Origin of the sequence: Providencia sp. (assembly GCF_052096715.1) — a bacterium.
In the GTDB taxonomy this organism is placed as follows: domain Bacteria; phylum Pseudomonadota; class Gammaproteobacteria; order Enterobacterales; family Enterobacteriaceae; genus Providencia.
The window spans coordinates 32,682-54,851 of record NZ_JBQDNB010000013.1; the positions used below are offsets into that span (position 1 = coordinate 32,682).

Annotated in this window: 22 protein-coding genes; 11 read left to right on the forward strand and 11 right to left on the reverse strand. The window is 38.1% G+C overall.

Annotated elements, in window-relative coordinates; genetic code table 11:
• Positions 1-16: 16 nt before the first annotated feature.
• The 3 genes from ACTH6U_RS11745 to ACTH6U_RS11755 form a co-directional block, all read right to left on the reverse strand.
• Positions 17-475 carry an Hsp20 family protein gene (locus ACTH6U_RS11745; RefSeq protein WP_441832259.1) on the reverse strand — a complete coding sequence of 153 codons (459 nt, stop codon included), beginning with the start codon at positions 473-475 and terminating at the stop codon, positions 17-19.
• A 369-nt stretch (positions 476-844) separates the two neighbouring features.
• A complete protein-coding gene (gene cspE / locus ACTH6U_RS11750; protein ID WP_294105272.1) occupies positions 845-1,057 on the reverse strand; it encodes a transcription antiterminator/RNA stability regulator CspE in 213 nt (70 codons plus the stop codon).
• A gap of 290 nt (positions 1,058-1,347) precedes the next feature.
• Positions 1,348-1,947, reverse strand: coding sequence for a pentapeptide repeat-containing protein (locus ACTH6U_RS11755; protein WP_441832260.1), 600 nt, complete (start codon positions 1,945-1,947; stop codon positions 1,348-1,350).
• Positions 1,948-2,064: 117 nt separating this feature from the next.
• Between ACTH6U_RS11755 and ACTH6U_RS11760 the strand changes: the two genes are divergently transcribed.
• Entirely contained in the window at positions 2,065-2,508 is a 444-nt protein-coding gene (locus tag ACTH6U_RS11760; RefSeq protein WP_441832261.1) for a GNAT family N-acetyltransferase, read from the forward strand.
• A 33-nt stretch (positions 2,509-2,541) separates the two neighbouring features.
• On the opposite strand, the gene ACTH6U_RS11765 is transcribed toward ACTH6U_RS11760, so the two are convergent.
• Positions 2,542-3,075, reverse strand: a complete 534-nt coding sequence (locus ACTH6U_RS11765; RefSeq protein ID WP_441832262.1) for a GNAT family N-acetyltransferase — start codon at positions 3,073-3,075, stop codon at positions 2,542-2,544.
• Positions 3,076-3,337: 262 nt separating this feature from the next.
• On the opposite strand from ACTH6U_RS11765, the gene ACTH6U_RS11770 reads away from it, so the two are divergent.
• On the forward strand, positions 3,338-3,595 hold the full coding sequence (locus tag ACTH6U_RS11770) for a DinI-like family protein (RefSeq protein ID WP_336429776.1): 258 nt from the start codon (positions 3,338-3,340) through the stop codon (positions 3,593-3,595).
• Between the two features lie 111 nt (positions 3,596-3,706).
• On the opposite strand, the gene ACTH6U_RS11775 is transcribed toward ACTH6U_RS11770, so the two are convergent.
• Entirely contained in the window at positions 3,707-4,507 is an 801-nt protein-coding gene (locus tag ACTH6U_RS11775; protein ID WP_441832263.1) for a MipA/OmpV family protein, read from the reverse strand.
• A 438-nt stretch (positions 4,508-4,945) separates the two neighbouring features.
• Between ACTH6U_RS11775 and ACTH6U_RS11780 the strand changes: the two genes are divergently transcribed.
• The 3 genes from ACTH6U_RS11780 to ACTH6U_RS11790 all read left to right on the forward strand — a co-directional run bounded on the left by ACTH6U_RS11780 (position 4,946) and on the right by ACTH6U_RS11790 (position 7,644).
• Positions 4,946-5,623: a response regulator gene (locus tag ACTH6U_RS11780; RefSeq protein ID WP_294105253.1), complete on the forward strand. Its 678-nt coding sequence runs from the start codon at positions 4,946-4,948 to the stop codon at positions 5,621-5,623.
• A complete protein-coding gene (locus tag ACTH6U_RS11785; protein WP_294350058.1) occupies positions 5,613-6,974 on the forward strand; it encodes a sensor histidine kinase in 1,362 nt (453 codons plus the stop codon). Before ACTH6U_RS11780 ends, ACTH6U_RS11785 begins: the two co-directional genes overlap by 11 nt.
• Positions 6,975-7,068: 94 nt before the next feature.
• Positions 7,069-7,644, forward strand: coding sequence for a cysteine hydrolase family protein (locus ACTH6U_RS11790; protein ID WP_294105247.1), 576 nt, complete (start codon positions 7,069-7,071; stop codon positions 7,642-7,644).
• A gap of 29 nt (positions 7,645-7,673) precedes the next feature.
• On the opposite strand, the gene ACTH6U_RS11795 is transcribed toward ACTH6U_RS11790, so the two are convergent.
• Positions 7,674-8,540 (reverse strand): D-amino-acid transaminase, encoded by an 867-nt coding sequence (locus tag ACTH6U_RS11795; RefSeq protein WP_294105245.1) that lies wholly within the window; start codon positions 8,538-8,540, stop codon positions 7,674-7,676.
• Between the two features lie 796 nt (positions 8,541-9,336).
• Here ACTH6U_RS11795 and ACTH6U_RS11800 point away from each other — a divergent pair.
• The 5 genes from ACTH6U_RS11800 (at position 9,337) to ACTH6U_RS11820 (ending at position 15,694) form a co-directional block, all read left to right on the forward strand.
• On the forward strand, positions 9,337-10,581 hold the full coding sequence (locus tag ACTH6U_RS11800; RefSeq protein WP_294105243.1) for a mechanosensitive ion channel family protein: 1,245 nt from the start codon (positions 9,337-9,339) through the stop codon (positions 10,579-10,581).
• A 350-nt stretch (positions 10,582-10,931) separates the two neighbouring features.
• Entirely contained in the window at positions 10,932-13,325 is a 2,394-nt protein-coding gene (locus ACTH6U_RS11805) for a DMSO/selenate family reductase complex A subunit (protein WP_441832273.1), read from the forward strand.
• 11 nt (positions 13,326-13,336) lie between these two features.
• The gene (locus ACTH6U_RS11810) at positions 13,337-13,954 is read left to right on the forward strand and encodes a DMSO/selenate family reductase complex B subunit (RefSeq protein ID WP_441832264.1); all 618 of its coding nucleotides are present in this window, start codon (positions 13,337-13,339) and stop codon (positions 13,952-13,954) included.
• A gap of 1 nt (position 13,955) precedes the next feature.
• Positions 13,956-14,732: a dimethyl sulfoxide reductase anchor subunit family protein gene (locus ACTH6U_RS11815; RefSeq protein WP_294105235.1), complete on the forward strand. Its 777-nt coding sequence runs from the start codon at positions 13,956-13,958 to the stop codon at positions 14,730-14,732.
• Positions 14,733-15,097: 365 nt separating this feature from the next.
• Positions 15,098-15,694, forward strand: a complete 597-nt coding sequence (locus tag ACTH6U_RS11820) for a molecular chaperone TorD family protein (protein WP_434719639.1) — start codon at positions 15,098-15,100, stop codon at positions 15,692-15,694.
• A 65-nt stretch (positions 15,695-15,759) separates the two neighbouring features.
• Here ACTH6U_RS11820 and ACTH6U_RS11825 read toward each other — a convergent pair whose 3' ends face one another.
• On the reverse strand, positions 15,760-16,302 hold the full coding sequence (locus ACTH6U_RS11825; RefSeq protein ID WP_294108103.1) for a DUF924 family protein: 543 nt from the start codon (positions 16,300-16,302) through the stop codon (positions 15,760-15,762).
• A 403-nt stretch (positions 16,303-16,705) separates the two neighbouring features.
• On the opposite strand from ACTH6U_RS11825, the gene ACTH6U_RS11830 reads away from it, so the two are divergent.
• Complete coding sequence (locus ACTH6U_RS11830) at positions 16,706-16,975, forward strand: hypothetical protein (RefSeq protein WP_294108082.1); 270 nt, start codon at positions 16,706-16,708, stop codon at positions 16,973-16,975.
• 201 nt (positions 16,976-17,176) lie between these two features.
• Here the strand turns inward: ACTH6U_RS11830 and ACTH6U_RS11835 are convergent, their stop codons facing one another.
• The 4 genes from ACTH6U_RS11835 to ACTH6U_RS11850 are packed head-to-tail and all read right to left on the reverse strand — an operon-like array spanning position 17,177 to position 22,156.
• Positions 17,177-18,970 (reverse strand): ATP-binding protein, encoded by a 1,794-nt coding sequence (locus ACTH6U_RS11835; RefSeq protein WP_441832265.1) that lies wholly within the window; start codon positions 18,968-18,970, stop codon positions 17,177-17,179.
• The gene (locus ACTH6U_RS11840; RefSeq protein ID WP_441832266.1) at positions 18,957-20,564 is read right to left on the reverse strand and encodes a 5-oxoprolinase/urea amidolyase family protein; all 1,608 of its coding nucleotides are present in this window, start codon (positions 20,562-20,564) and stop codon (positions 18,957-18,959) included. Before ACTH6U_RS11840 ends, ACTH6U_RS11835 begins: the two co-directional genes overlap by 14 nt.
• A 9-nt stretch (positions 20,565-20,573) precedes the next feature.
• Positions 20,574-21,380, reverse strand: coding sequence for a putative hydro-lyase (locus ACTH6U_RS11845; RefSeq protein ID WP_441829290.1), 807 nt, complete (start codon positions 21,378-21,380; stop codon positions 20,574-20,576).
• Positions 21,377-22,156: a LamB/YcsF family protein gene (locus ACTH6U_RS11850; protein ID WP_441832267.1), complete on the reverse strand. Its 780-nt coding sequence runs from the start codon at positions 22,154-22,156 to the stop codon at positions 21,377-21,379. The genes ACTH6U_RS11845 and ACTH6U_RS11850 overlap by 4 nt, the downstream gene beginning before the upstream one ends.
• Positions 22,157-22,170 lie beyond the last annotated feature (14 nt).

Below are 22,170 nucleotides of genomic sequence, written 5' to 3' on the forward strand. Positions count from 1 at the left end.
CATAAACTAAAATGAATTATTTTTTATCTTTATTTTCAATCGCGATCATTACCGGTTTTTCTTCTTCAGGTACTTCATATTCAATACTTACAGTCAAAAGCCCACTTGATAGACTAGCTTTTTCGATTTTAACATTCTTACCTAGGTCAAACTGCAAAGTAAATTGACCTTGAGTTATCCCACGATGGATCCATTTTTCGTTTTCGTCTTTCGTTTTTTCTTCTTTTCTTCCTTCAACAAATAAACGACCTTCTTTTAATGAAACAGCTAAATCACTTTCTTGATATCCTGGGACACTGACAATTAATTCATAATGATTGTCATCCACCTGCTTCAAATTATAAGTCTGAATAGGAGATGAAATAGATTTACTTCCTGTTAACTGACTAAACAAACGTTCAATTTGATCAACACGATTTGACAACACATTATCTGAAATTACTGGAAATAATGAAAAAGGTTTAATATGAGCCATAACTCCTCCTTCAGTATTAATTGAATAGTAGGTTAAATATTAATGAGTTGTACAGATAAATACTTTATACCAATAGATTCGTTATACAGATAAGGCTTTATTACTATTTTTCAACCCTCAATAATTATTTTTTATAAAAAATTGTCAGAATAAATTATCTACACCTAGCAAATGAAATTACTAATGTCCTACTCAGGACAGTCATAAATATAATGATCGTATTTAAAATTTCAAGGGGAAATTAACTCGAAAATTTTTACTCTTTATATTCAGTATTCTCGAAATATTTCGCGTTATAGTTAAATAATAAGTAAAAAAAAACCTCACCGAAGTGAGGTCTTTAAATTCTGATCTATAGTTAGAAAACTATTAGATAGCTACAACGTTAGCTGCAGCTGGGCCTTTTGCGCCATTCTCGATTGAGAATGAAACTGATTGGCCTTCAGCTAAAGATTTGAAGCTTTCGCTTTGGATTGCTGAGAAGTGAACGAACACATCTTTGCTGCCATCTTTAGGAGTGATAAAACCAAAACCTTTATCATCGTTAAACCATTTTACTGTACCAGTCATTGTATTAGACATAGGATTTCCTTTAAATTTTAATTGATTGCCATAGGCATATTTGGTTTGAGTTCGATTTATTACTTATGGTACTAATTAGAAGGAATTCGCACTTGATAGGTATCATGGATAACTAAATGGTGAACTTCTTTAAACTCGACTATCATAAATAGGTCTGTACTTCCAAACCGATGACGCTATTTACTCATATTACTCATCTTCTGGCAACCCTATTTTCAGTTTAATTTGTATTTTCCATTAAAAACCTCAAAATAATGCATATTATGCCTAAAAAAACATCGGCTTGGTTATTAGTCCACCAGCAAAATATCTAAACTTCGTAATAAAGCCAAAGCTTCGAGTTGTGAAAACTTTGCTTTTGAGAGTTTGTTTTGGCGAATATCAATGTTAAACGAGTACGAATCAGTAAAATCAACAGACTCTAGGTTTGTCTGCATAAATAAGCTATTTGATAAATCAGACCCTGTTATGACGGATTTATTTAGCTCCGTATTTCTAAAATCAACATCATGTAAACGGCAATCCTCAAAAGTGGACTCGTGGAGTTTTAATGCAAAAAAGCTCCCACCACTTAAAATACAATCTTTAAAATTGAGCTGAGAATAAAAATCAAAGCGTGGCCAATAAGCTTTAGTCCAATCAATACCAACCAGTTTACAACCTAAAAATTCAATATTAGACAAACGAGTATTTGCAAGCGCGACCAGACTCAGATTACATCTATCAAATAAGCAATCAATAAACTTACAGCTAGTGAAACTTGCTGATGAAAAATCACATTGAATAAATTCACACTTTTCAAATACGGTTTCAACTAAGCGACTTTCACCCATTTCAAGTTTTTTAAAACTTTCTTCAAAATACTCTTTACTTTCAATTAAATCGGACATTTTTATCTATCTCACTTTGAGTTTTAATTAGCTATTAACACGACTGTCACTCTTTAGTTTTTCAATTTATACTACTTTATAGTGATAACTAAATATTTATAGCTGACTACTCATATAATGATGAATCAAAATTCAAACAAAGGATATAGTCCTATTTTTAGACCTGCAAATCAAAACGATATCCTAGCTTTATGCCGTATTGATAGTGTCAATTCAAGTGAACGCTATCAAGAAATTATACAATGGGTGACTCAAGATAACGCTTACCTGATCGAAATAAGTGACACCATTGTCGCTTATGGTATTTTTCATTCCCACTTTTTTGGTCAGAATTTTATTGAACTATTAATGGTAGACCAACAATATCGCCGCCAAGGTTTGGCGTTAACATTGATTGAAAATTTCAAGCAATTACGTAAAACACCAAAACTATTTACGTCTACTAATCAATCAAACGTCGCCACCCAAAAATTACTTACTCAAACGGGATTTATTACCAGTGGAGTCATTGAAAATCTCGATAAAAATGACCCTGAACTTATCTACTGCTATAATCCCTAAAATAAATTTACTGATAAATCAACCTCATAAAAATTAAAGCAATAAAGGACTCATTACCACAGTTTTTAATTTTTCACTAAATAGATGATAGCTTTCTCGATCGATTTCAGTTGGAAATGTTAACACTTCAAGTTTATGGGGTTCATTTTCAGGATAATAGCTTGGATGAGTATGTTGATAGCTATTTTGCTTAAAGCCACAATGCTGGTAAAACGATAATCTTTTTTGACTCACCTCATCAATAACTGGATCAATCTCTAAAATTACATTATTTACTTCAGTACAAAACTGTTTTAGCACTACTTGACCGTAGCCCTGCCCCCGCAATGTTGGCGATATTGCTAAATGCTCAACATAAAAATAATCATTTATTTTCCAACTGCCAATAAATCCAACAAAAATCTCATTATCAGTGAAATAATAGAGATGATAATCATCATGCCCTAAGATGCTTACTCTTCCTTGATAGCTTCTTTGCTCATAACGTGGAAATGCACTGTCATAAAGCTTATTAACATCGTTAATTTTTCTAAAATCATCTCGAGTTATGCGTTTTACTATTAGCATTAGATTTTAAATCTCATCATTATTTGAATAAAAACAGACTCCTTAGCATACTTATTTTCAGCCTATAGGCAATGAGTTATATTTCATCTTAGCCCTCATAAAAAAAACTAATTCATTGTTTTTATTAATATATAAGACTTATGTTTTTTGCATTTTGTTTTATTCTGTTAGCAATAACAAAAATATTTTCTTTCTGATATTGACTTTATTCTTCATCCATTTAAATATACTGTATATTAATACAGTCTTAAGCGAGGCTACTATGTTACGCATTGAAGTATTATTTGATAAAAATTCAAAACAAAAACCAGATAACAATGTTCTACATGCACTTGAATCTGAGATTTTACGCAAACTACAAACACAGTATCCTGATATGGTCACTCGAGTTGGTTTAAGTACGCAACAGAGTATTAATATCTCAGGAACTAAGATTGCGGAAGACAAAATTAGGATAGAAGAAATACTTGAAGAAATTTGGATGGACGATGGCTGGTTACCTGAAGAATCTGTAGAGTGATAAAAATTAAAGGAATGCTGTACACTATTTTACCGATAAAATAGTGTACAGCATTCCTTTTCTCTATTATTTTTCTTTCATTTATCATTATTCGAAAATAAAGATTACAAACTAAAACGTGTATCTAATGCCCGCTAAACCAACAAAGCCTGAACGTTGCTCAGTAAGCGTACTTTTACTGGCATCCCCCATTAAATAGTAAGCCCCTATACCTGAATATAAAGAAAGGTTTTTATCTACTTTATAGTTTAAAATTGCTGAACCATGCACATCTTTAAAGCTACTTCCCGCATCATATTCTGCAAACTTTGATTTACTCGCTTGTTGTTTAGAAACACCAAAATAGGCTTGATTGTGGGCTTTATTTCCCCAAACTGTAGCTAGATTATATTCTATGTTCCAATCTTGATTAATCTCATATTGCGTATTTGTGCCTAATTCAACAGTAACAGCTCTACCTATCTGACGCCCACCATATTTGCGATCTTTAGTGGCAATATCTGTCATTATGTATAATTGATAATCACTCAATGTGTAATAAAGATCAAATCCAACAAGAACAGAACCGTCTAATTTCCCCATACCTTTTAAGTCTTTATTTTTATGACCTAAAACGCCTATATCTTCATCACGACCATCATCATAGCCAACAGAGGTCGCAAATGTAAAATTATCAGTGAGCCCAACCGCCCATGCAGCACCATCTACGCTTAAACTAAAAACACCGTAATTATCAGTTGCATATGCATAACTCGCTTCAAGACTTGGCTCAACTTGATACTTTTTAGAGCCTTCATAAACAGGGGCAATATTCATACCCGTGCCAATAATAAATATATTTTCATTAGCCACAGTATAGCTACACGGCAATGCACAAAGCACTAATGTGAATACGCGTTTCATTTCGCTCATGTTAAAGTTTACGCTCTTTTTATTAATAAATTTTTTGCCTAATAAAAACTTTAATTTTCTTTATTGGACTGAATGTGTTTTTTCTATCTAAAGATATGTGAACATTTGGAATGCATTTATCTATTCCAATGCAAGTTCTAACTTCACTTACCTTCACATTATAAAAATTGGTGTGGTGAGTTTTACTAAAATTTTTTCCTATAAACATCAGAGCAATAAAAATAACAATTGCGTATATAGGCACTTCTATGAAAGTGTATTTCATCGCCAATGCTCTTATTTTTAGAGATATACGAGGATAGTAATCTGATTAATTTTTTGTACCTTAATAAATGGTTAACCCAATATTAAGAAATACTTAAAATTACTTCAAAATAAGTCATTGCCTTATTGTCGAGTATTGGTTGACTGCTTATACTGCGAAGCAGAGGTGATAAAATGAATATCCTATTAGTCGAAGACGATCTCCAATTAGGGAAAGCGTTGTGTCGAGGACTTGAATTAGCCGGTTTTAATCCATGTTGGGTTCGTTTGCTTACAGATGCAAAACTTCAATTAAAAAACCGTAATTTTGATTTAATGTTATTAGACTTGGGCTTACCTGATGGCGATGGTCATGATGAATTAGTGGCTTGGCGGCATGCAGGTGAAGCGATCCCTATCATTATTTTAACTGCACGTAATCAAATGGACAACCTTGTCTCAAGCCTCGATTCTGGTGCAGATGATTTTCTCACTAAGCCTTTTGCCATGCCTGAGCTTATTTCAAGAGTCAAAGCTGTCAGTCGTCGCATCGCCGGTTTTTCCTCTGAAATATGGCAACTAGATAACCTACAGTTAAATCCTATTAATCATCAGGTCACACTAAATGAACAGCTTTTATTATTATCAGGTAAAGAATATTTACTACTTTTTGAGTTAATTAAAAATGCAGATAATGTTGTCCGTAAAGCTGATTTAGAGCAACGCCTGTTTGGTCTAGATGATAAAATAGAGAGCAATTCTCTTGAAGTACACATTCATAATTTACGCCGCAAAATTGGTAAAGACAGAATAATTACTATACGTGGCATAGGTTACTTATTAAAAAAAGATGCGCAGCCTAGTGAAAATTAAATCTCTTTTTATTTACACCTTTGGTTTACAAATTTGCTCTGTCCTTTTTCTATGGATATTACTCCTTATTTGGCTTCAGTATTCCTACTGGCCGTCCATATATAATGAATTCAATAAACAACAACAAGTAATCACTCAAGGTTTTGCTAGAACCCTTGGGGTCGTTTCAGATAACCCAAAATATTTCAATGAAGTAGCAGATTCCCTGCAAAAAATGTATACCGATGCAATAGAAAGTGAAGAAGGTATTAGTTATCGCCCCTTCGTTGTTGTTAGAGATAAACTAGGAAATGTTTTATATCGAAATAGTGAAAAATTAAAGGTTCCTTCGCTAAAAACTATAGAAGAATTAACAGACTTACATAAAGATTGGCATTTTACCTCAGCGTGGAATGAAGCAAATACATTTGAGGTTTTAATTGCAGAGTCACAAGCTGAACGTACCACACTATTAGGTAGTCCTGCTGGGGGAACGGCGATCCCACTAGCCCTGGTTTTAGGCGGAATGCTTATCGCGATACTGTTCGCAGCTTACTTTAGCTCGCAACCATTGCGACAATCTGCAAGAATAATTTCGACTCGCCAACCTGGTAACTTAACGCCTATTGAAATCAAAGAACAATATAAAGAAATACGCCCAATTATCGAAGCCATTAATAATTTAATGGCTAGAGTGGATGCAACTAATCAACGAGAAAAACGCTTTATGGCTGATGCGGCTCATGAATTACGCACCCCGATTGCGGCAGTGATTGCTCAATTGCACTTACTCATACAAATTAATAATCCCAAAGAAAAAGAAGAAATCATTGATGATATGCAACAAACGCTTAATCGAGCTGCATCGTTATCACATCAGCTCATAGATTTAGCACGCTTAGAGGCAGAGGACTTTCCCTTACACACGGAACAAATTGACCTTCCGATGCTAATCAGCCATATCATTTCTTCTCATATCCCTCATGCCATCAATAAAAATATTGATGTTGAGTTACAAAGCCCTGATTCTTTTTATATTGTTTCAGATAAACTCGCACTAACTAATATCTTCACTAATTTACTCGAAAATGCCATTAAATATAATCATGAGAATGCAAAAATAAAAATAACACTAAAAGATCTTTCACCCTTTGGTGCGATTATTAGTGTTCAAGATAATGGCCGCGGTATTCCTCTCGATAATCGTCAGCATATTTTTTCTCGTTTCTATCGTGTTCCCGGTACGACAGAAATAGGTAGCGGATTAGGTTTATCAATCGCACAAAACTTAGCGGGTAAAATTGGGGCTGTTATTCGAGTATCTGATGGAATAGAAAATAAAGGTATTGGTTTTATTATTGACTTACCTTAAATGTGATTATGTTATTCACTTAACAGTGCTACTGGATATTTTAAGTATAATAGGTGCTTCTACTTAAAATATTTATGCATTGAAAGAGGTACTAATGTCACAAGCGTTAATAATCATTGATCTGATTGAAGAGATTATTGGAAAAAACGGCTTATCTAATTCCAGTTATCAACAAGTACTAGCACGTAATATTGTTGAAAAAACCAACCAAGCCGCCAATTTTGCACGAAGTCATAATATCCCTGTTATCTGGGTAAAAGTTGGCTTTGCTGATGATTATCAAGATATTCCAACAGGTTCACCTATGTTTCAGCGTGCAAAACAAATTGGAGCACTAAAACTCAGTGGAAATGGCTGTAACTGGGTGCATGATCTTGAAGTTCACTTTCGTGATCCTGTTATGATTAAAAAAGGTGTCTCTGCTTTTACGGGCAATAAATTAAATAAATGGCTTATTGATAATCAAATTTCCCATTTATATTTAGCAGGTGTAAGTTCATTAATGGCAATTCAAAGTAGCGCAAGACAAGCCCATGATTTAGGTTACTATGTTAGCGTACTCGATGACTTATGTGCTGCTGCAACGCTTGAGCTTCATGAACAAAGCATGCAAGCGTTGCAAGGAATGGCGACTATTTCATCACTTAAAGAATTCATGCAAATTAAATAAGTTAAATAACCAATAAACTTATTTATTGGTTATTTCTGACTCTTAGCCTTTTGCAAATAGATTTCTCGTAGCCGGACTGCAATATTTCCCGGCTTACCATCACTAATATTTTGCCCATTAATTTTAATAACAGGCCATATAAGTGTTGTTGCAGATGTAATGAAAACTTCTTTTGCATTTAATGCATCTTCAAGCCGAAAGGCTTTCTCAATAACTTCTAACCCTTTTTCTTGCGCTAACGTAAGAATAGCTCGACGCGTGATCCCTGGTAATATTTTGTTATTTAGCTCGCGGGTTTGTAATTTATCGTCCTGAGTAACAATAAAGCAGTTACTTGAACTTCCTTCGTTTATATAACCATCTTTTGTGAATAAAGCATCATCAGCACCATGCTTATGTGCATATTCTTTCGCCATTGATGCGGCAAGTAACGCGACAGTTTTAATATCACACCGCTGCCAACGAATATCGTCAAAAGTCACAACCTCAATACCAAACTTAGCTTTCGGATGATCAACAATGCTAGATTCTTGGCTAAATAAGACTAATGTCGGTTTTACATCTTTATCTGGATATAAAAAATTCCGTGTCATAGCATTACCACGGGTTAGCTGCAAATAAATCAATCCTTCATGAAGGTTATTTTTTTCAATTAATTGATGATGAATTTGCTTTAATTCAGCTTCACCATAAGGTAATGTCAGCTCTAGTTCATGACATGAACGTTGTAACCGAGCAATATGATGTTCAAAATCAATAAGCTGCCCATTGATAACGGCAGTTACCTCATACACACCATCTGCAAATAAAAAACCACGATCAAAAATAGAGACTGTTGCTTGATTTTCAGGTAAAAACTCACCATTAACATAGGCAATCATAGATTTACGTTCCATTTTGTGGATTAAATTTCATTCAAGGCCAACATTCATACACGACTAACACTATAACAATACAACTAATAACGAAACAATTCACTGCACCACTTCTAATTTATATACCTATTTTTCACCTTAAAGATGCTCAATAAGCTTTATTATATAAGTGCTATAAAGCACACTAAAAATAAGTTTAATCATTCAAATATTTTTGAATATTAACTTGACTTTAACAAGCTAGTAGCTAAAATGTGCTTACGTGATCAAGATCACACTTTAATAATTGGAGCCGACATGAACAGCATCAAAGAATTTATCAACAGCGTACAAGAAGTTGTTGAATCACTTTCAAAACGTTTTATGTAATTTGTAGAATTTCCTAGTCAATTGACCTTTGATTTACCTCATCATTAGCGTTAGTTTGCAAAATATTTTGCATAGCGGCCTTAGTCTATAAGGCCGCTTTTTTATTATAATATTTCATCGTGTTGACTTCCCAATTTACGCTATTTTCTCTCTCGATACTGTTACGTATTTCTTTTTTTTATCGCCTCGCTCAATACCATCTACCTCAATAAATGTTATAGACATGTATTTAAAAATATAAAGTTTGTCGATTTACATATTATGCTTTGTATTATCACTATTGCCTGTTTACATTTATTATGCATTTGAGATTAACATCTTAATATTTATCACTATTTAAGCAGTACTGACGGCGTTTTTTATCGTTCCATTAATGAAATTTGGTTTTGTTTATGTTAGGGTTTAATCTCAATAAAAGATTTAATCATGTTCCAAAGAAGGAGAACACATGCAGCAGCAACTGCTAGACTGGGTACGCCAGTTTAATCAAGACTACGCCAACCTTGCCTCACTCATAATGGTTCTTGGGTTAATCCTAATTGTCGCCCTAATACTGCACCTGTTTTTACATAAAATACTTCTCCCTCGTATTGAAAAAAATGGACAAAAACAAGGGATAGGCTGGCAGCATCAATTAACTCAACATAATCTTTTCAATCGTATTGCTTTTGTTATTCAAGGTATTGTGGTGAATATCCAAGCAACACTTTGGTTACACTCAGATTCTACTGCACAAATTATTCTTAAAGTTGGCTCTCAAGCTTGGTGCTTGTTATTTGGGTTGCTCACTATTTATTCCATTCTAGATATTATATTAGGCATGTTGCAACGTGCTGCAAAAACAGCTCACCTGCCATTACGTGGAATTTTTCAAAGCATAAAACTCATTGCTTCAATTCTTATCGCCATAATGATCATCGCATTGCTTATTGGTAAGTCGCCTTTAATTATATTAAGTGGCTTGGGCGCAATGACGGCAGTAATGATGTTAGTGTTTAAAGACCCAATTATGGGATTAGTAGCAGGAATTCAATTATCTGCCAATAACATGGTCAATATTGGCGACTGGCTTGAAATGCCCAAATATGGTGCTGATGGTGCAGTTGTTGATATCGGATTAACAACGGTTAAAGTCCGTAATTGGGATAATACCGTCACTACAATCCCAACTTATGCGCTTATTTCTGATTCTTTTAAAAATTGGAAAGGCATGACCGACTCGGGTGGTCGACGTATTAAACGCAGCATTCGCCTAGATGCTAATAGCATTCATTTTCTAGAGCCTGATGAAATAGCTAACCTTGAAAAAGCGAATTTACTTGAGCCTTATATAGATAAAAAAGTCACTGAAATTCAAGTGTTCAATTCATCGCTACCCGAAGATAAAGCCATTCCACTCAATCAACGACGTTTGACGAATATCGGTACATTTCGTGCCTATATAGAAGCCTATCTTAAATCACACCCTAATATTCATAAAAGTATGACAATTATGGTCAGACAACTTGAATCTGACTCGAATGGAATACCAATAGAAATATATGCTTTTACCAATACAACAGTATGGGTGGACTACGAGAGAATACAATCTGATATTTTTGACCATATATTCTCAATTCTACCGCAATTCAATTTGTTAGTTCACCAATCACCTACCGGAAATGACGTTAGAATGATAGGTAAAGCACAGTAAAATAGTTAACACTTAGTGATTAGTAAGTATATCTTATTTATCTACAACTTAAGTAGTAAATAAAAGAGGGGTAAATCCCTCTTTTTTTCTGCCTTCTCTACCACTCATTATATAAAAAAAAACATAACGATAGTTAATTAAAATAGTATTATTCTATTCTTTAGGCACAATAACTCATTAAAAATCAAATAAATAAAAACCAATGCCTTTGAATTATTCTACCTATTGTTGATGTAAATCATGTTACTTAGAACAGACTTTTTTTAACATACAAAAGAAGAAAGTTATAACGTTATTTACATATAGGCAATGTCGATGCATAAAATTAAAAAAATACTCAATTTGGAGCACTGAGCAGGAGGGAGTTTATACAGACCTCTGCAACTATCGCGGGCGCAGCCGCTGTTGCCAGCTCAATAGCTCTACCATTTTCCGCACAAGCCAAAACACCAGCAATAATGCCCGATGAAGCCAGCGAAAAGATCAGTTACAGCGCATGCTTAGTTAACTGCGGTAGCCGTTGTCCTCTAAAAGTTCACGTCAAAGATGGCGTCATTAGTCGTATATCCAATGAAACTATGTTTGATGACTCAACACTCGGTGAACATCAAATTCGTCCTTGCTTGCGTGGTCGGTCTGTTCGTTGGAAAACTTACAATCCAGACCGTTTAAAATACCCAATGGTGCGTGTTGGTAAACGTGGTGAAGGTAAATTTAAAAAAATTAGCTGGGATGAAGCTACTACCATCATTGCTGAAAAACTCAAATATACGATAGATAAATACGGTAGCGATTCAATTTATTATCAATATGGTTCAGGCTCTACTGGTGCAAATTTACATGGTCGTGCAGCCTGTAAACGCCTTTTAAGCCTAACAGGTGGATTTCTTGGCGACTATGGGACTTATTCCTATGCTCAACTAATGGAAATCACCCCTTATGTTTATGGTGGTATTGAAGAGTCTTATTTATCTGAAATCCAAAATTCTGATCTTGTGGTGATGTTTGGTCATAACCTTGCCGAAACACGTATGTCCGGTGGCGGCCAGTTTTATGAAACACTTAACGCATTAGACAAAAGCAAAGCCAAAGTCATTATTATTGACCCTCGTCGTACCGACAGCGTCACCACACTCGGTGCTGAGTGGATCCCTATCTATCCAGGAACTGATGCTGCATTAGTAGCAGCGCTTGGCTATGTCATGATCCAAGAAGGCCTAACCGATGAGCAGTTTTTGCAAAGCCATTGTGTCGGCTGGGATGAGTCAACATTACCTGAATCAGCGCCACGCAATGCTTCTTATAAAGATTATATTCTCGGCAATGGTCCTGATGGCATCGTAAAAACGCCTGAATGGGCAAGTAAACTTACAGGTATTTCAGTTGCCCGCATTACGCAATTAGCACGTGAAATCGGTAACTCTAATCGTGCATGGATCTCACAAGGCTGGGGATTACAACGCACTGAAAATGGTGAACAAGCTTGCCGCTCAATCATGATGTTGCCAATTATGTCTGGCAATATTGGCCGTGCCGGAACTAACACAGGCTTATGGGGTAATAGCTTCGCTTATCCTGTCACTGGGTTTGGCCTGCCAAATCCAGTTAAAGCATTGATCCCAACTTATATGTGGACTGATGCGATTACTCATGGCAAGCAATTAACCGCTGAAAATGCTGGTATTAAAGGCGTTGAAAAACTTGATAATGACATTAAATTCATGTGGTGCTATTCCAGTAACGTAATTGGCAATCAGCACGGCGACTTGAATAAAACACATGAAATTTTATCTGATGAATCTAAGTGTGAATTTATCCTTGTTTGGGATAACCATGACACCCCATCAGCAAAATATGCGGACTTGTTATTACCGGATGTCACGCCAGTCGAAACCAATGACTTAATCAACAACTCTTATGCAAGTGGTGCTTATCACTATTTAGTTCGCCTACAAAATGCCATTGAGCCATTGTGGGAAAATCGACCTAACTATGATGTATTAGCTGAAGTTGCTGAAAAAATGGGCGTTAAAGATGAGTTCACCGAAGGCCGTACTTATGCCGATTGGATTGAATTTTGTTATAACAAAACACGTGAAAAAATGCCTCATTTACCTGAATTTAGTGAAACTAATGGTGCCGGTATTATTGACCGTCAATTTATTGATAGCTCAAAAAATGTTGCGCTCAAAAACTTCCGTGATAATCCTGTCGATAATCCACTAAAAACCCCTTCGGGCAAAATTGAAATTTACTCAGAAAAACTGGCGGATAGAGTCAAAAACTGGGAGTTACCAGCTGGTCAACGTATCCCTGCAGTTCCTGAGTATTGCATCAATAAAGAAGGTGTTGAAGCGGCGGCAACGCAGCAAAAACATCCATTACTCATGACCGGTTTCCATGATAAAGGCCACGTACACTCAACCTACTATAATGTAGCCATGTTACGTGAAGCTATCCCGCACCAATTTTGGCTCAACCCAATTGATGCCCAAGAACGTGGACTAAATAATGGCGATATTGCTGAGATTTTCAATGATCGCGGCCGTATCAAAATTACTGTAAAAGTTACCGAGCGTGTATTACCAGGTGTTATCGCTGTTCCTCAGGGTGCATGGCGTACCCTCGATAGTGAAGGTTTAGATATTGGTGGCTGTATTAATACACTAACCTCACAAGTTCCTTCGCCACTCGCGAAAGGTACATCACAGCATACCAACCTTGTTGAAGTGAAACGCGCTTAAGGAGTTAATTTATGAAACAGTATGGCTTTTATTTTGACTCCACTAAATGCACTGGCTGTAAAACCTGTCAAGTCAGTTGTAAGGATGAAAAAGATTTAGATTTAGGTCCAAAATTCCGTCGTGTATATGAGTTCGGCGGCGGAAGTTGGCAAAAACAAGATGGCATTTGGCAACAAAATGTTTTTAACTACTATTTGTCCATTTCTTGTAACCATTGTTCTAACCCAACGTGTGTTGAAGGCTGCCCGACAGGCGCAATGCACAAGCGAGCGGAAGATGGCTTAGTCGTTGTTGACCAGTCAATCTGTGTCGGTTGTCGTTACTGTGAGCTACGTTGCCCATATGGCGCGCCTCAGTATGATGAAAAGAAAAAGCTCATGAGCAAATGCGATGGCTGTTATGAACGTGTCGCTAAAGGAATGAAACCCGTCTGTGTTGAATCTTGCCCGCAGCGCGCTTTAGACTTTGATGATATTACGGTTCTACGCGAGTTACATGGTACTGAGTGTGGTATTGCACCTATGCCAGACCCAAGCCTGACCAACCCTAACATCGTCATCAAGCCACACAAAGACGCCAAACCATCTGGTGATAAAAGTGGCGAACTAAAAAACCCTGCGGAGGTGTAAAATGCATGAATTACCACTCGTTTTTTTCACTGTCTTAGGACAATCCGCAGTAGGCCTATTTCTGCTCGCTTATTTAAGTCGAAAAATGGGCTCGATTGATGACAAGCAGCTAAAAACAGCCAATATTGTCGCTTTTATTATCATGGTGATAGGACTTGGTATTGGTGGCCTGCACGTTGGACAACCACTACGCTTCTTCAATATGTTATTAGGTGTCGGTCGTTCACCAATGAGTAACGAAGCATTCCTCAGTGGTGTATTTGTCGGTTGCGCTGCTGCAACATTATTTTTTACGCATTTTTATAAACAAACTGTATTGCGCGAATTAGCTAATATTGCAGCTGTAATTACAGGTCTTGCCTTTGTTTGGTCAATACCCCAAGTTTACAATATTGCGTCTATCGCTAACTGGAACACGGGTTACACGACGCTACAAATGTGGATGACAATGTTAGTAGGTGGTGGAGCGCTGGCTATTGTTATTGGCGCTCGTGGCTTAGGACTTGCTTCTTTCCTCATCGGTACATTGGCTATTTTTGCCAGCCGAGCCGGATACCAAGCATTTTTAACTGATACGGGCCCGACTCTTAGCAGTGAACAAACTGGCTTTTGGGGATTCCAAGTTGTTGTGTTAGTTATTGCCCTCGCGGCTTTTGTAGGCATGGCATTAAAACAACGTACCTCAAAAACCATTTTAGCCACCAGCGCTGCTGCGGTTCTGTTAGCTGAACTCGCTGGCCGTATTGCATTTTATAACCTCTGGCAGATCACTATGTAAGGCATTGTTCTTACTGTGATATGATAGTTCATCAAAGAGCCCAAATAGTGGGTTCTTTGTTTAAAACTAATACGCCAAAATATGTAATTCGAATAACTGAATGCAACCAATAACGCTGTAAATAGTTCGAGTTACAGCTAGGCGGCAAGCAAAGATAGCTCGAGGAGCATACATAAGTATGTGACCCGAGTAACTGAACGCAACCAATAGCGCTGTAATTCGAAATAGGCTAAATAATTTATATCCTAAATAGTTCGAGTTACAGCTAGGCGGCAAGCAAAGATAGCTCGGGGAGCATACATAAGTATGTGACTCGAGTAGCTGAGCGCAGCCAACAACGCTGTAGCTCGAAATATAACGGATATATCATGATTGACACCACACTACTCAGAATCCTCGGCGCCTGCTTCTACTACGCACCACAAACAAAAACATTTCAGAACCTACTGCCTGTTTTACCTGAATTGTCATCATTACATTCATGGGAAAATATCAACCAAGTACAGCAAATTTGCTCATCATTTTCACAAATCAATACTGGTGATATTACTTACGATTTTTCTATTTTATTCGAAGGTCAAGGCGCGATGCCTGCTCCGCCTTGGGGCTCTGTTTACTTGGCCCATGATAATACGGTCATGGGAGAGTCAACCGCAGCTTACCGACAGTTTTTAATGACTAAAGGGTTAGTCACAGAAACCGGCGTTCGTGAGCCAGAAGATCAATTTGGTTTAATATTGATGGCAATCTCTGCCTTAGCAGAGAAAGGTGAAGATGAGGCGATTATTGTCCTTTTAGAACAACACTTACTACCTTGGGCATATCGCTATTTAGAATTGGTACAACAGAGCCAAACTGAGCAGCCGTTTTACCCTAACCTTGCCATAATCACTGAACAATATTTAAGAGCGCTTCAACAGCAACTTAATTTGACTCCAGTTAAAGCTGAATTATATCGTTAATTTCTAATTTGATAACATTTAATGAGTTTGTAACTGTTCAACGACAAACTCATTAAATTTCAAACTTAAAATGACGAATTAGGTTGTGTTAAGAATGTGATTTCTTCTGGAGTTGAAGACCGCCCTACTATTTCATTACGGTGCGGATAACGACCAAACTTATCAATAATCGCCTTATGGCGCATTTCGTAATCCAATGTATTGTCATCCCCTAACATACGAAATAACTCGACAGCTTGTAAGTGGATAAAGCTTGATTCTGAATGCATAAATGGCATTAAAATAAATTTACGCTGTGATAATGTGAGCAAATTAAAATCATGTTGTTTAATCGCTTCTTGCGCCAAAGCCAATGCCATACTGTCTTGAGCAAAAGACTTTGGTGTATCACGCCATAAATTTCGTGAAAATTGGTCTAAAACAATAATTTCAGCCAAACGTCCTCGAATAGAAACTCGCCAATAAGCTAACTCACATTTAGCTGCTCTTTCAGTAACATGTGTAAATCGCTTAGCAATTGCTAAATCAAATTTTTTGCTTTTTTCAAACCATTGCTTTGGCGTTGATTCTTCAAACCAAAATGAAAGCACTTCTTCCATGGTATTCATCATATACCTGCTTCTATTAATACTTAATGTTAAATTCATCGTAGATAAAAATTGTTTAAATTGACAGGCTTGAACTCTTAAAACAGCAATTTGCAGATAATTATTTTATTTTTTTGCGATCAACCACGAAAAATCGTTCTATCTTACTTGTACCTGCCAGTGCAAAATATTTTTCATTTTTGATAAATATAATTTTTATTACATATCGTATAGAATAATAATTATAGATTTGCTTAATAGTGTGAATGTCCCTTTCAGTGGCTTACAGATGAATACATTCACTAAATCCAATGCTAGAATTTGACGCTTGATTTAACTGATAGTGTATTAATAATATTTACTTCATTTGAAAGCGCATAATTTGAAAAATTTTTATAACGACTCAATTGGGAAGGCAACATAAATGGCAGGACATATGGTACTGGTTGGTTGGGCATTATGGGTTAGCCCTTGTGGAACAGACTCATGTGATGCACTACCAGTTACTGACACCCTATTTACTGAGCAACAGTGTATCAGTCGAAAATCTTATCTTGAGTCAAAACGCCCAAATCTTTTTTTTCTCTGTGGTGAAGTTTATCGAGATAGCGAAGACGTGGTTAGTTCTGAAAAACATGCAGTCCCTGCCCCTAATCCCCCTTTACGGACTTTACCTAGCCGTAATTCACGCTAAGTTTTCCCTATAAATTTAATGAACCAACCTTCCAGAACTTCCCTTCACCTAAAGAAGTGGCTATTTATTCTATTATATCAATATAATACATAAATCACCTTAAGGTTTGCGTTCAAAAATCATACATCTGCTAGCAAAGTAAATTAAAACGGTAACCTTTTAGAATTACCGCTTTATTTAAAACGACATCAGTTTCAACTATTAATTAATTTCAGCAATTTTACAATCCGCCTCAATAAAATCACCTTTATTGGCACTATAGGTTAATTTTCCGGCGCGATGAGCTAATACTTGAACTTCCATTTTCATCGCTTCCATTACACCAATGACATCACCTTCAATGACTTTTTCCCCTTGAGGAATGAGCCAATTAAATAAAATACCTGAAATTGGTGCATTGACCCTATCTGGATTGTTGTCTACAAGCTGGCTCGCTTTGGTGTTTCTTGAGCCATTTTCAGCTAAACTCGTTGAAGATAAACCGTTGGTAAGAAAACCAGAATATAATTGTGCGGGTAAACCAAGTTCACAACGTTTTCCATCAATTTCAATAAACGTTCGTATCAATTCACCACTCGATGTTGGCACTTGTCTTTTTGCCGGTGAAATTGGTGTATTAAATTCAGTTTCAATCCAGCGTGTATGCACCTTAAATTGCTCACAAAAATCAGCATGTTCCATGACTGCGCGGTGAAAAGGTAATACAGATGCCACACCTTCAATCGTGAATTCAGCCAGTGCACGTCGAGCACGATTAATTGCTTGTTCCCGAGTATTTCCCACCACAATGAGTTTAGCCATCAATGAATCAAAAGTACCCGGAATAGTCGAGCCGGTTACTACACCACTATCAATACGAATGCCGGGACCTGATGGCGCATCAAATAACGTAATGGTCCCCGGAGTAGGAAGAAAACCATTTCCTGCATCCTCTGCATTGATACGAAACTCAAAAGCATGACCTCTTGGCGGTGGTGTTTCTTTGATACTTAGTGGTAAGCCTTGAGCAATGCGTAACTGCTCAATAACCAAGTCAATACCCGCCGTTTCCTCGGTAACAGGATGCTCAACTTGCAATCGGGTATTCACTTCCAAGAAAGATAACGTTCCTTCTTGGCTTAATAAAAATTCAACCGTACCGGCACCAACATAGCCAGCTTTACGGCAGATATCAGTCGATGCCTTAATAATTTGCTGTTGCAGCATATCAGATAAAAAAGGTGCCGGAGATTCTTCAACAAGCTTTTGATTCCGTCGCTGTAATGAACAATCCCGAGTTCCCACAACCACAACATTACCCTGTTTATCGGCGATGACTTGCGCTTCAATATGACGCGGATTATGGAGAAATTGTTCTAAAAAACACTCCCCGCGACCAAATGCAGCGGTGGCTTCCCGCACCGCAGAATGATACAGTTCTTCAACTTCATTTAGTTGCCATGCAACCTTCAAACCTCGACCACCACCACCAAAAGCCGCTTTAATTGCAATCGGCAAGCCATGAGTATGAGCAAATTCCACCACTTCACGAACATCTTTAACGGGATCTTTAGTACCAACCACCAAAGGCGCTCCCACTTGCAACGCAATATGACGCGCTTGGACTTTGTCACCTAGAATATCAATACACTGAGCACTTGGGCCTATCCAAATTAAGCCGGCTTCTTCGACTGCTCGCGCAAATTCAGCACGCTCAGATAAAAAACCATAACCAGGGTGCACCATCGTGGCCCCTGATCGCTTTGCAATCGCAATCAGTTTTTCGATGTTTAAATAACTTTGCGCTGGTGCACTGCCATCTAAGCCAAACGCCTCATCGGCCATTTTTACATGCAAAGCATCGATATCGTTATCGGCATAAACAGCGATTGAAGCGAAACCGTAATCACGACAAGCGCGAATGATACGAACGGCAATTTCGCCACGGTTTGCTATCAATACTTTATGTGAAGTATTTTCTTTATTTAATGGGTTAGCGTTATTATTTGTTTTCATATTCAACATGACTCCCTTCAAATTGCTTAAATTCACCAAGTGGATTAAACCTAATTTTAGTATTGACAGGCAGCTGCCCTGCTAAATCCAAATGGTATTCACAAACTGTCCCGATAACTGGGTATCCACCCGTTAAGGGATGGTCATTTAAAAACAATACAGGTTGGCCATTGGCGGGCACTTGAATCGCACCAATGCAAGTTCCTTCACTAGGTAACTCTTGCTGTTTTTCGCGTTCAAATGGCACATCTCCCGCAAGGCGTAAGCCAATACGGTTAGAGGCTGCCGTGACTTGCCATAGCTGATTGCGGAGTAACTCAATCGCTTGCGGAGTAAACCAATCAGTTCTCGGCCCTAAGACTACATCAAGAACAACCACATCCTCTGAAGTTGGATACTCAAAAGCCGGTGTTTCATTCAATGATATTGCCGATTGTTGATTATTTGCCTTGATAGATAACGACTGCCCGACAACTAATGGAGCAGGTCCAACTTGAGCTAATGTATCAAATGAGCAACTTTCTAAAACTGTGGCGACATTGAAACCACCCCTTACAGCAAAATAGCTACGTACACCTTGGCTCGGTCGCCCCACATGTATGACATCCCCTTTCGCTAAGCCAATGGGCTGATAAGTTTTCGCCTCATAATGTTCGTTTTCCGACGTCATAATTTGAATAGGACAAGTTGCACCAGTAATGGCAACAAGCAAATCTCTGTTTGCTCGTGCTTTAAAGCCACCTTGCGTGATTTCTAAAGCGGTGCTATCAGACGAATTACCCACTAAGCGATTTGCACTGTGCAATGCGCTTTTATCCATTGCCCCTGATTCAGAAATTCCGAGTGCTGACTGACCAATTCGTCCCACATCTTGAAATAAGGTCTGTAAACCCACGGCTAATATGGTTAAATCAGTAGTTTCAACCTGTTGACTACGATTCTTAATTGGTTGACTAATCGGCAAGCTATATGTCACATTGCTTCGTGCTTTATCGATAAAATTAACTCGATAACCTGCTTGCAGTAGAGCAGGCTCCTCACGATCAATATCCCATACGGCAATATCTGTGGTACCAATCAATTGCCAGCCACCCGGACTGGCTTGTGGATAAACACTACTGAATTCGCCCGCCAAAGCCACTGAGCCTGCGGGTATTCGAACACGTGGCGATTGACGTCTTGGCACATTTAACTGTGCCCCTTTAGATACCATATAACCAAATCCTGGCGCAAAACCACTGAAAGCAACTTGGTATTCATTTTCAGTATGGCGTCGGATCACTTCATCAATCGTTACCCCTAAATACTGCGCAACCTCAGCAATATCTTCACCGCGGTAATCAACGGGAATAGTGACTAACTTACTGACTTTCAACTCCACTTTAGAAACATCACGTAATGATATCTCACGCACCAATTCATTGATTTTGGTAATTACTGGGTTGTAACGAACCAGTATCGTTCTCGCTGCCGGGGTTATCTCTTCAATTCCCTGAATTGGCATATTATTTAATGAATCAGTCAATGCCATCGTCTGTTCAAGACTTTGCAATTCGACCATAAATGCACTCAAATTGACCGGTAAAAAACGCAATTGGCACCTCTATATATGGTAAGCAGCATCGGGAACATCAGTAATGAACATGTAACCGGGCGCATGACTAAGCGCAAAGGGTACGCCTGACTTCATTACAGCCGCTTGCGGTGTAACACCACAAGCCCAAAACACAGGAATTTCACCCTCCTCGATACGAACCGCATCGCCAAAATCTGGCTGCATAATATCGTTAATACCAAGCAACTCAGGAGCACCTATGTGTACAGGCGTTCCATGGACCGCCGGAAATCTACCTGTAATACTTACCGCATCAGCGACTCTATCGGCAGGGATTGGACGCATTGAGACCACGAGCTCACCTTGCAATCGTCCTGCGGGACGGCATAAACGATTAGTTTTGTACATAGGTACATTCGATTTATCCGTGATGTGGCGAATATCAATACCCGCTTCAATCATTGGTGTTTCAAAAGTAAAACTACAACCAATCAAAAATGTAACTAAATCAGGGTGTTGATGATAAATATCTGTTGCATCAGTAATTTCATCAACCAATTGACCATCATTCCAAACGCGATAACGCGGGATATCGGTACGCAGATCAGCCCCCTCCGCTAATACCGTCTGCCAGCTCCCTGCTTCACAGACATCAAGAACGGGACAACTTTTAGGGTTACGTTGCGCATAAAGTAAAAAATCAAAAGCCCAATCGCGCGGCAGTGCAATCATGTTCGCTTGTGTCATACCCGGCGCTAACCCTGCCGTAGGCTTATCGAATCCATGACGTATCGCTTCTCTTGCTGATTTTGCAGCGTCAATCGCCTGTTTAGAGGCTTTCATTAACTGAGTCATTCATTATCCCCTTTATGCGCAAAACCATAGACTTCGATACCTTGTGCTTCAAATATGGCACGGACTTGTTGTGCCATTTCAAGGGCTCCAGGGGTATCCCCATGAACACAAATTGACCCGGCTTCAATCGGCGTAAATTTACCGTCAATAGACATAACCCCCCCTTCAGTGACCAATTGCAGCATACGCTGTGCAACCTGCTTAGGATCGTGTAATACTGCGCCAGTAAGTTTACGGGATACTAATGTTCCATCACTGTTGTAGGCTCTATCCGCAAAAGCTTCAGCAACAACCTTGAGGCCTTGTTCACGCGCCCAATCAATCAATGGTGAACCGGCAAGTGCCACTAATATCAATTGATTGTCGATAGCAAGAATTGCATTTATCACTGCCATTGCTTGACGTTTATCGTGAGCAATAGTGTTATAGAGCGCACCATGCGGCTTGACGTATTGCACTTGGGTACCAGCCGCTGCCGCTAGCCCTTTGAGCGCGCCAATTTGATAAACTACATCTGCGGTTAATTCGCCCGAGTCAATATCCATGTTGCGGCGACCAAAACCCACTAAGTCGGGATAACCAACATGAGCACCAACGGCAACCCCATTTTCTTTCGCTGCCTTCAATGTTTTGAATATTCCCTCTGGAGAGCCTGCATGAAAACCACAAGCAATATTGGCGCTACTGACCACAGGTAGGATTGCCTCATCATTTCCCATTTGCCATTGACCAAAGCTTTCTCCAAGGTCACTGTTTAAATCGATTCTTTTTTTCATTATTATTCCTCGAT

Coding starts and splice junctions, on each gene's coding strand:
- ACTH6U_RS11745 (WP_441832259.1), bottom strand. CDS start 475: ATGGCTCATATTAAACCTTTTTCATTATTTCCAGTAATTTCAGATAAT.
- cspE (WP_294105272.1), bottom strand. CDS start 1,057: ATGTCTAATACAATGACTGGTACAGTAAAATGGTTTAACGATGATAAA.
- ACTH6U_RS11755 (WP_441832260.1), bottom strand. CDS start 1,947: ATGTCCGATTTAATTGAAAGTAAAGAGTATTTTGAAGAAAGTTTTAAA.
- ACTH6U_RS11760 (WP_441832261.1), top strand. CDS start 2,065: ATGATGAATCAAAATTCAAACAAAGGATATAGTCCTATTTTTAGACCT.
- ACTH6U_RS11765 (WP_441832262.1), bottom strand. CDS start 3,075: ATGCTAATAGTAAAACGCATAACTCGAGATGATTTTAGAAAAATTAAC.
- ACTH6U_RS11770 (WP_336429776.1), top strand. CDS start 3,338: ATGTTACGCATTGAAGTATTATTTGATAAAAATTCAAAACAAAAACCA.
- ACTH6U_RS11775 (WP_441832263.1), bottom strand. CDS start 4,507: ATGAGCGAAATGAAACGCGTATTCACATTAGTGCTTTGTGCATTGCCG.
- ACTH6U_RS11780 (WP_294105253.1), top strand. CDS start 4,946: ATGAATATCCTATTAGTCGAAGACGATCTCCAATTAGGGAAAGCGTTG.
- ACTH6U_RS11790 (WP_294105247.1), top strand. CDS start 7,069: ATGTCACAAGCGTTAATAATCATTGATCTGATTGAAGAGATTATTGGA.
- ACTH6U_RS11795 (WP_294105245.1), bottom strand. CDS start 8,540: ATGGAACGTAAATCTATGATTGCCTATGTTAATGGTGAGTTTTTACCT.
- ACTH6U_RS11800 (WP_294105243.1), top strand. CDS start 9,337: ATGCAGCAGCAACTGCTAGACTGGGTACGCCAGTTTAATCAAGACTAC.
- ACTH6U_RS11810 (WP_441832264.1), top strand. CDS start 13,337: ATGAAACAGTATGGCTTTTATTTTGACTCCACTAAATGCACTGGCTGT.
- ACTH6U_RS11815 (WP_294105235.1), top strand. CDS start 13,956: ATGCATGAATTACCACTCGTTTTTTTCACTGTCTTAGGACAATCCGCA.
- ACTH6U_RS11825 (WP_294108103.1), bottom strand. CDS start 16,302: ATGAATACCATGGAAGAAGTGCTTTCATTTTGGTTTGAAGAATCAACG.
- ACTH6U_RS11830 (WP_294108082.1), top strand. CDS start 16,706: ATGGCAGGACATATGGTACTGGTTGGTTGGGCATTATGGGTTAGCCCT.
- ACTH6U_RS11835 (WP_441832265.1), bottom strand. CDS start 18,970: ATGAAAACAAATAATAACGCTAACCCATTAAATAAAGAAAATACTTCA.
- ACTH6U_RS11845 (WP_441829290.1), bottom strand. CDS start 21,380: ATGACTCAGTTAATGAAAGCCTCTAAACAGGCGATTGACGCTGCAAAA.
- ACTH6U_RS11850 (WP_441832267.1), bottom strand. CDS start 22,156: ATGAAAAAAAGAATCGATTTAAACAGTGACCTTGGAGAAAGCTTTGGT.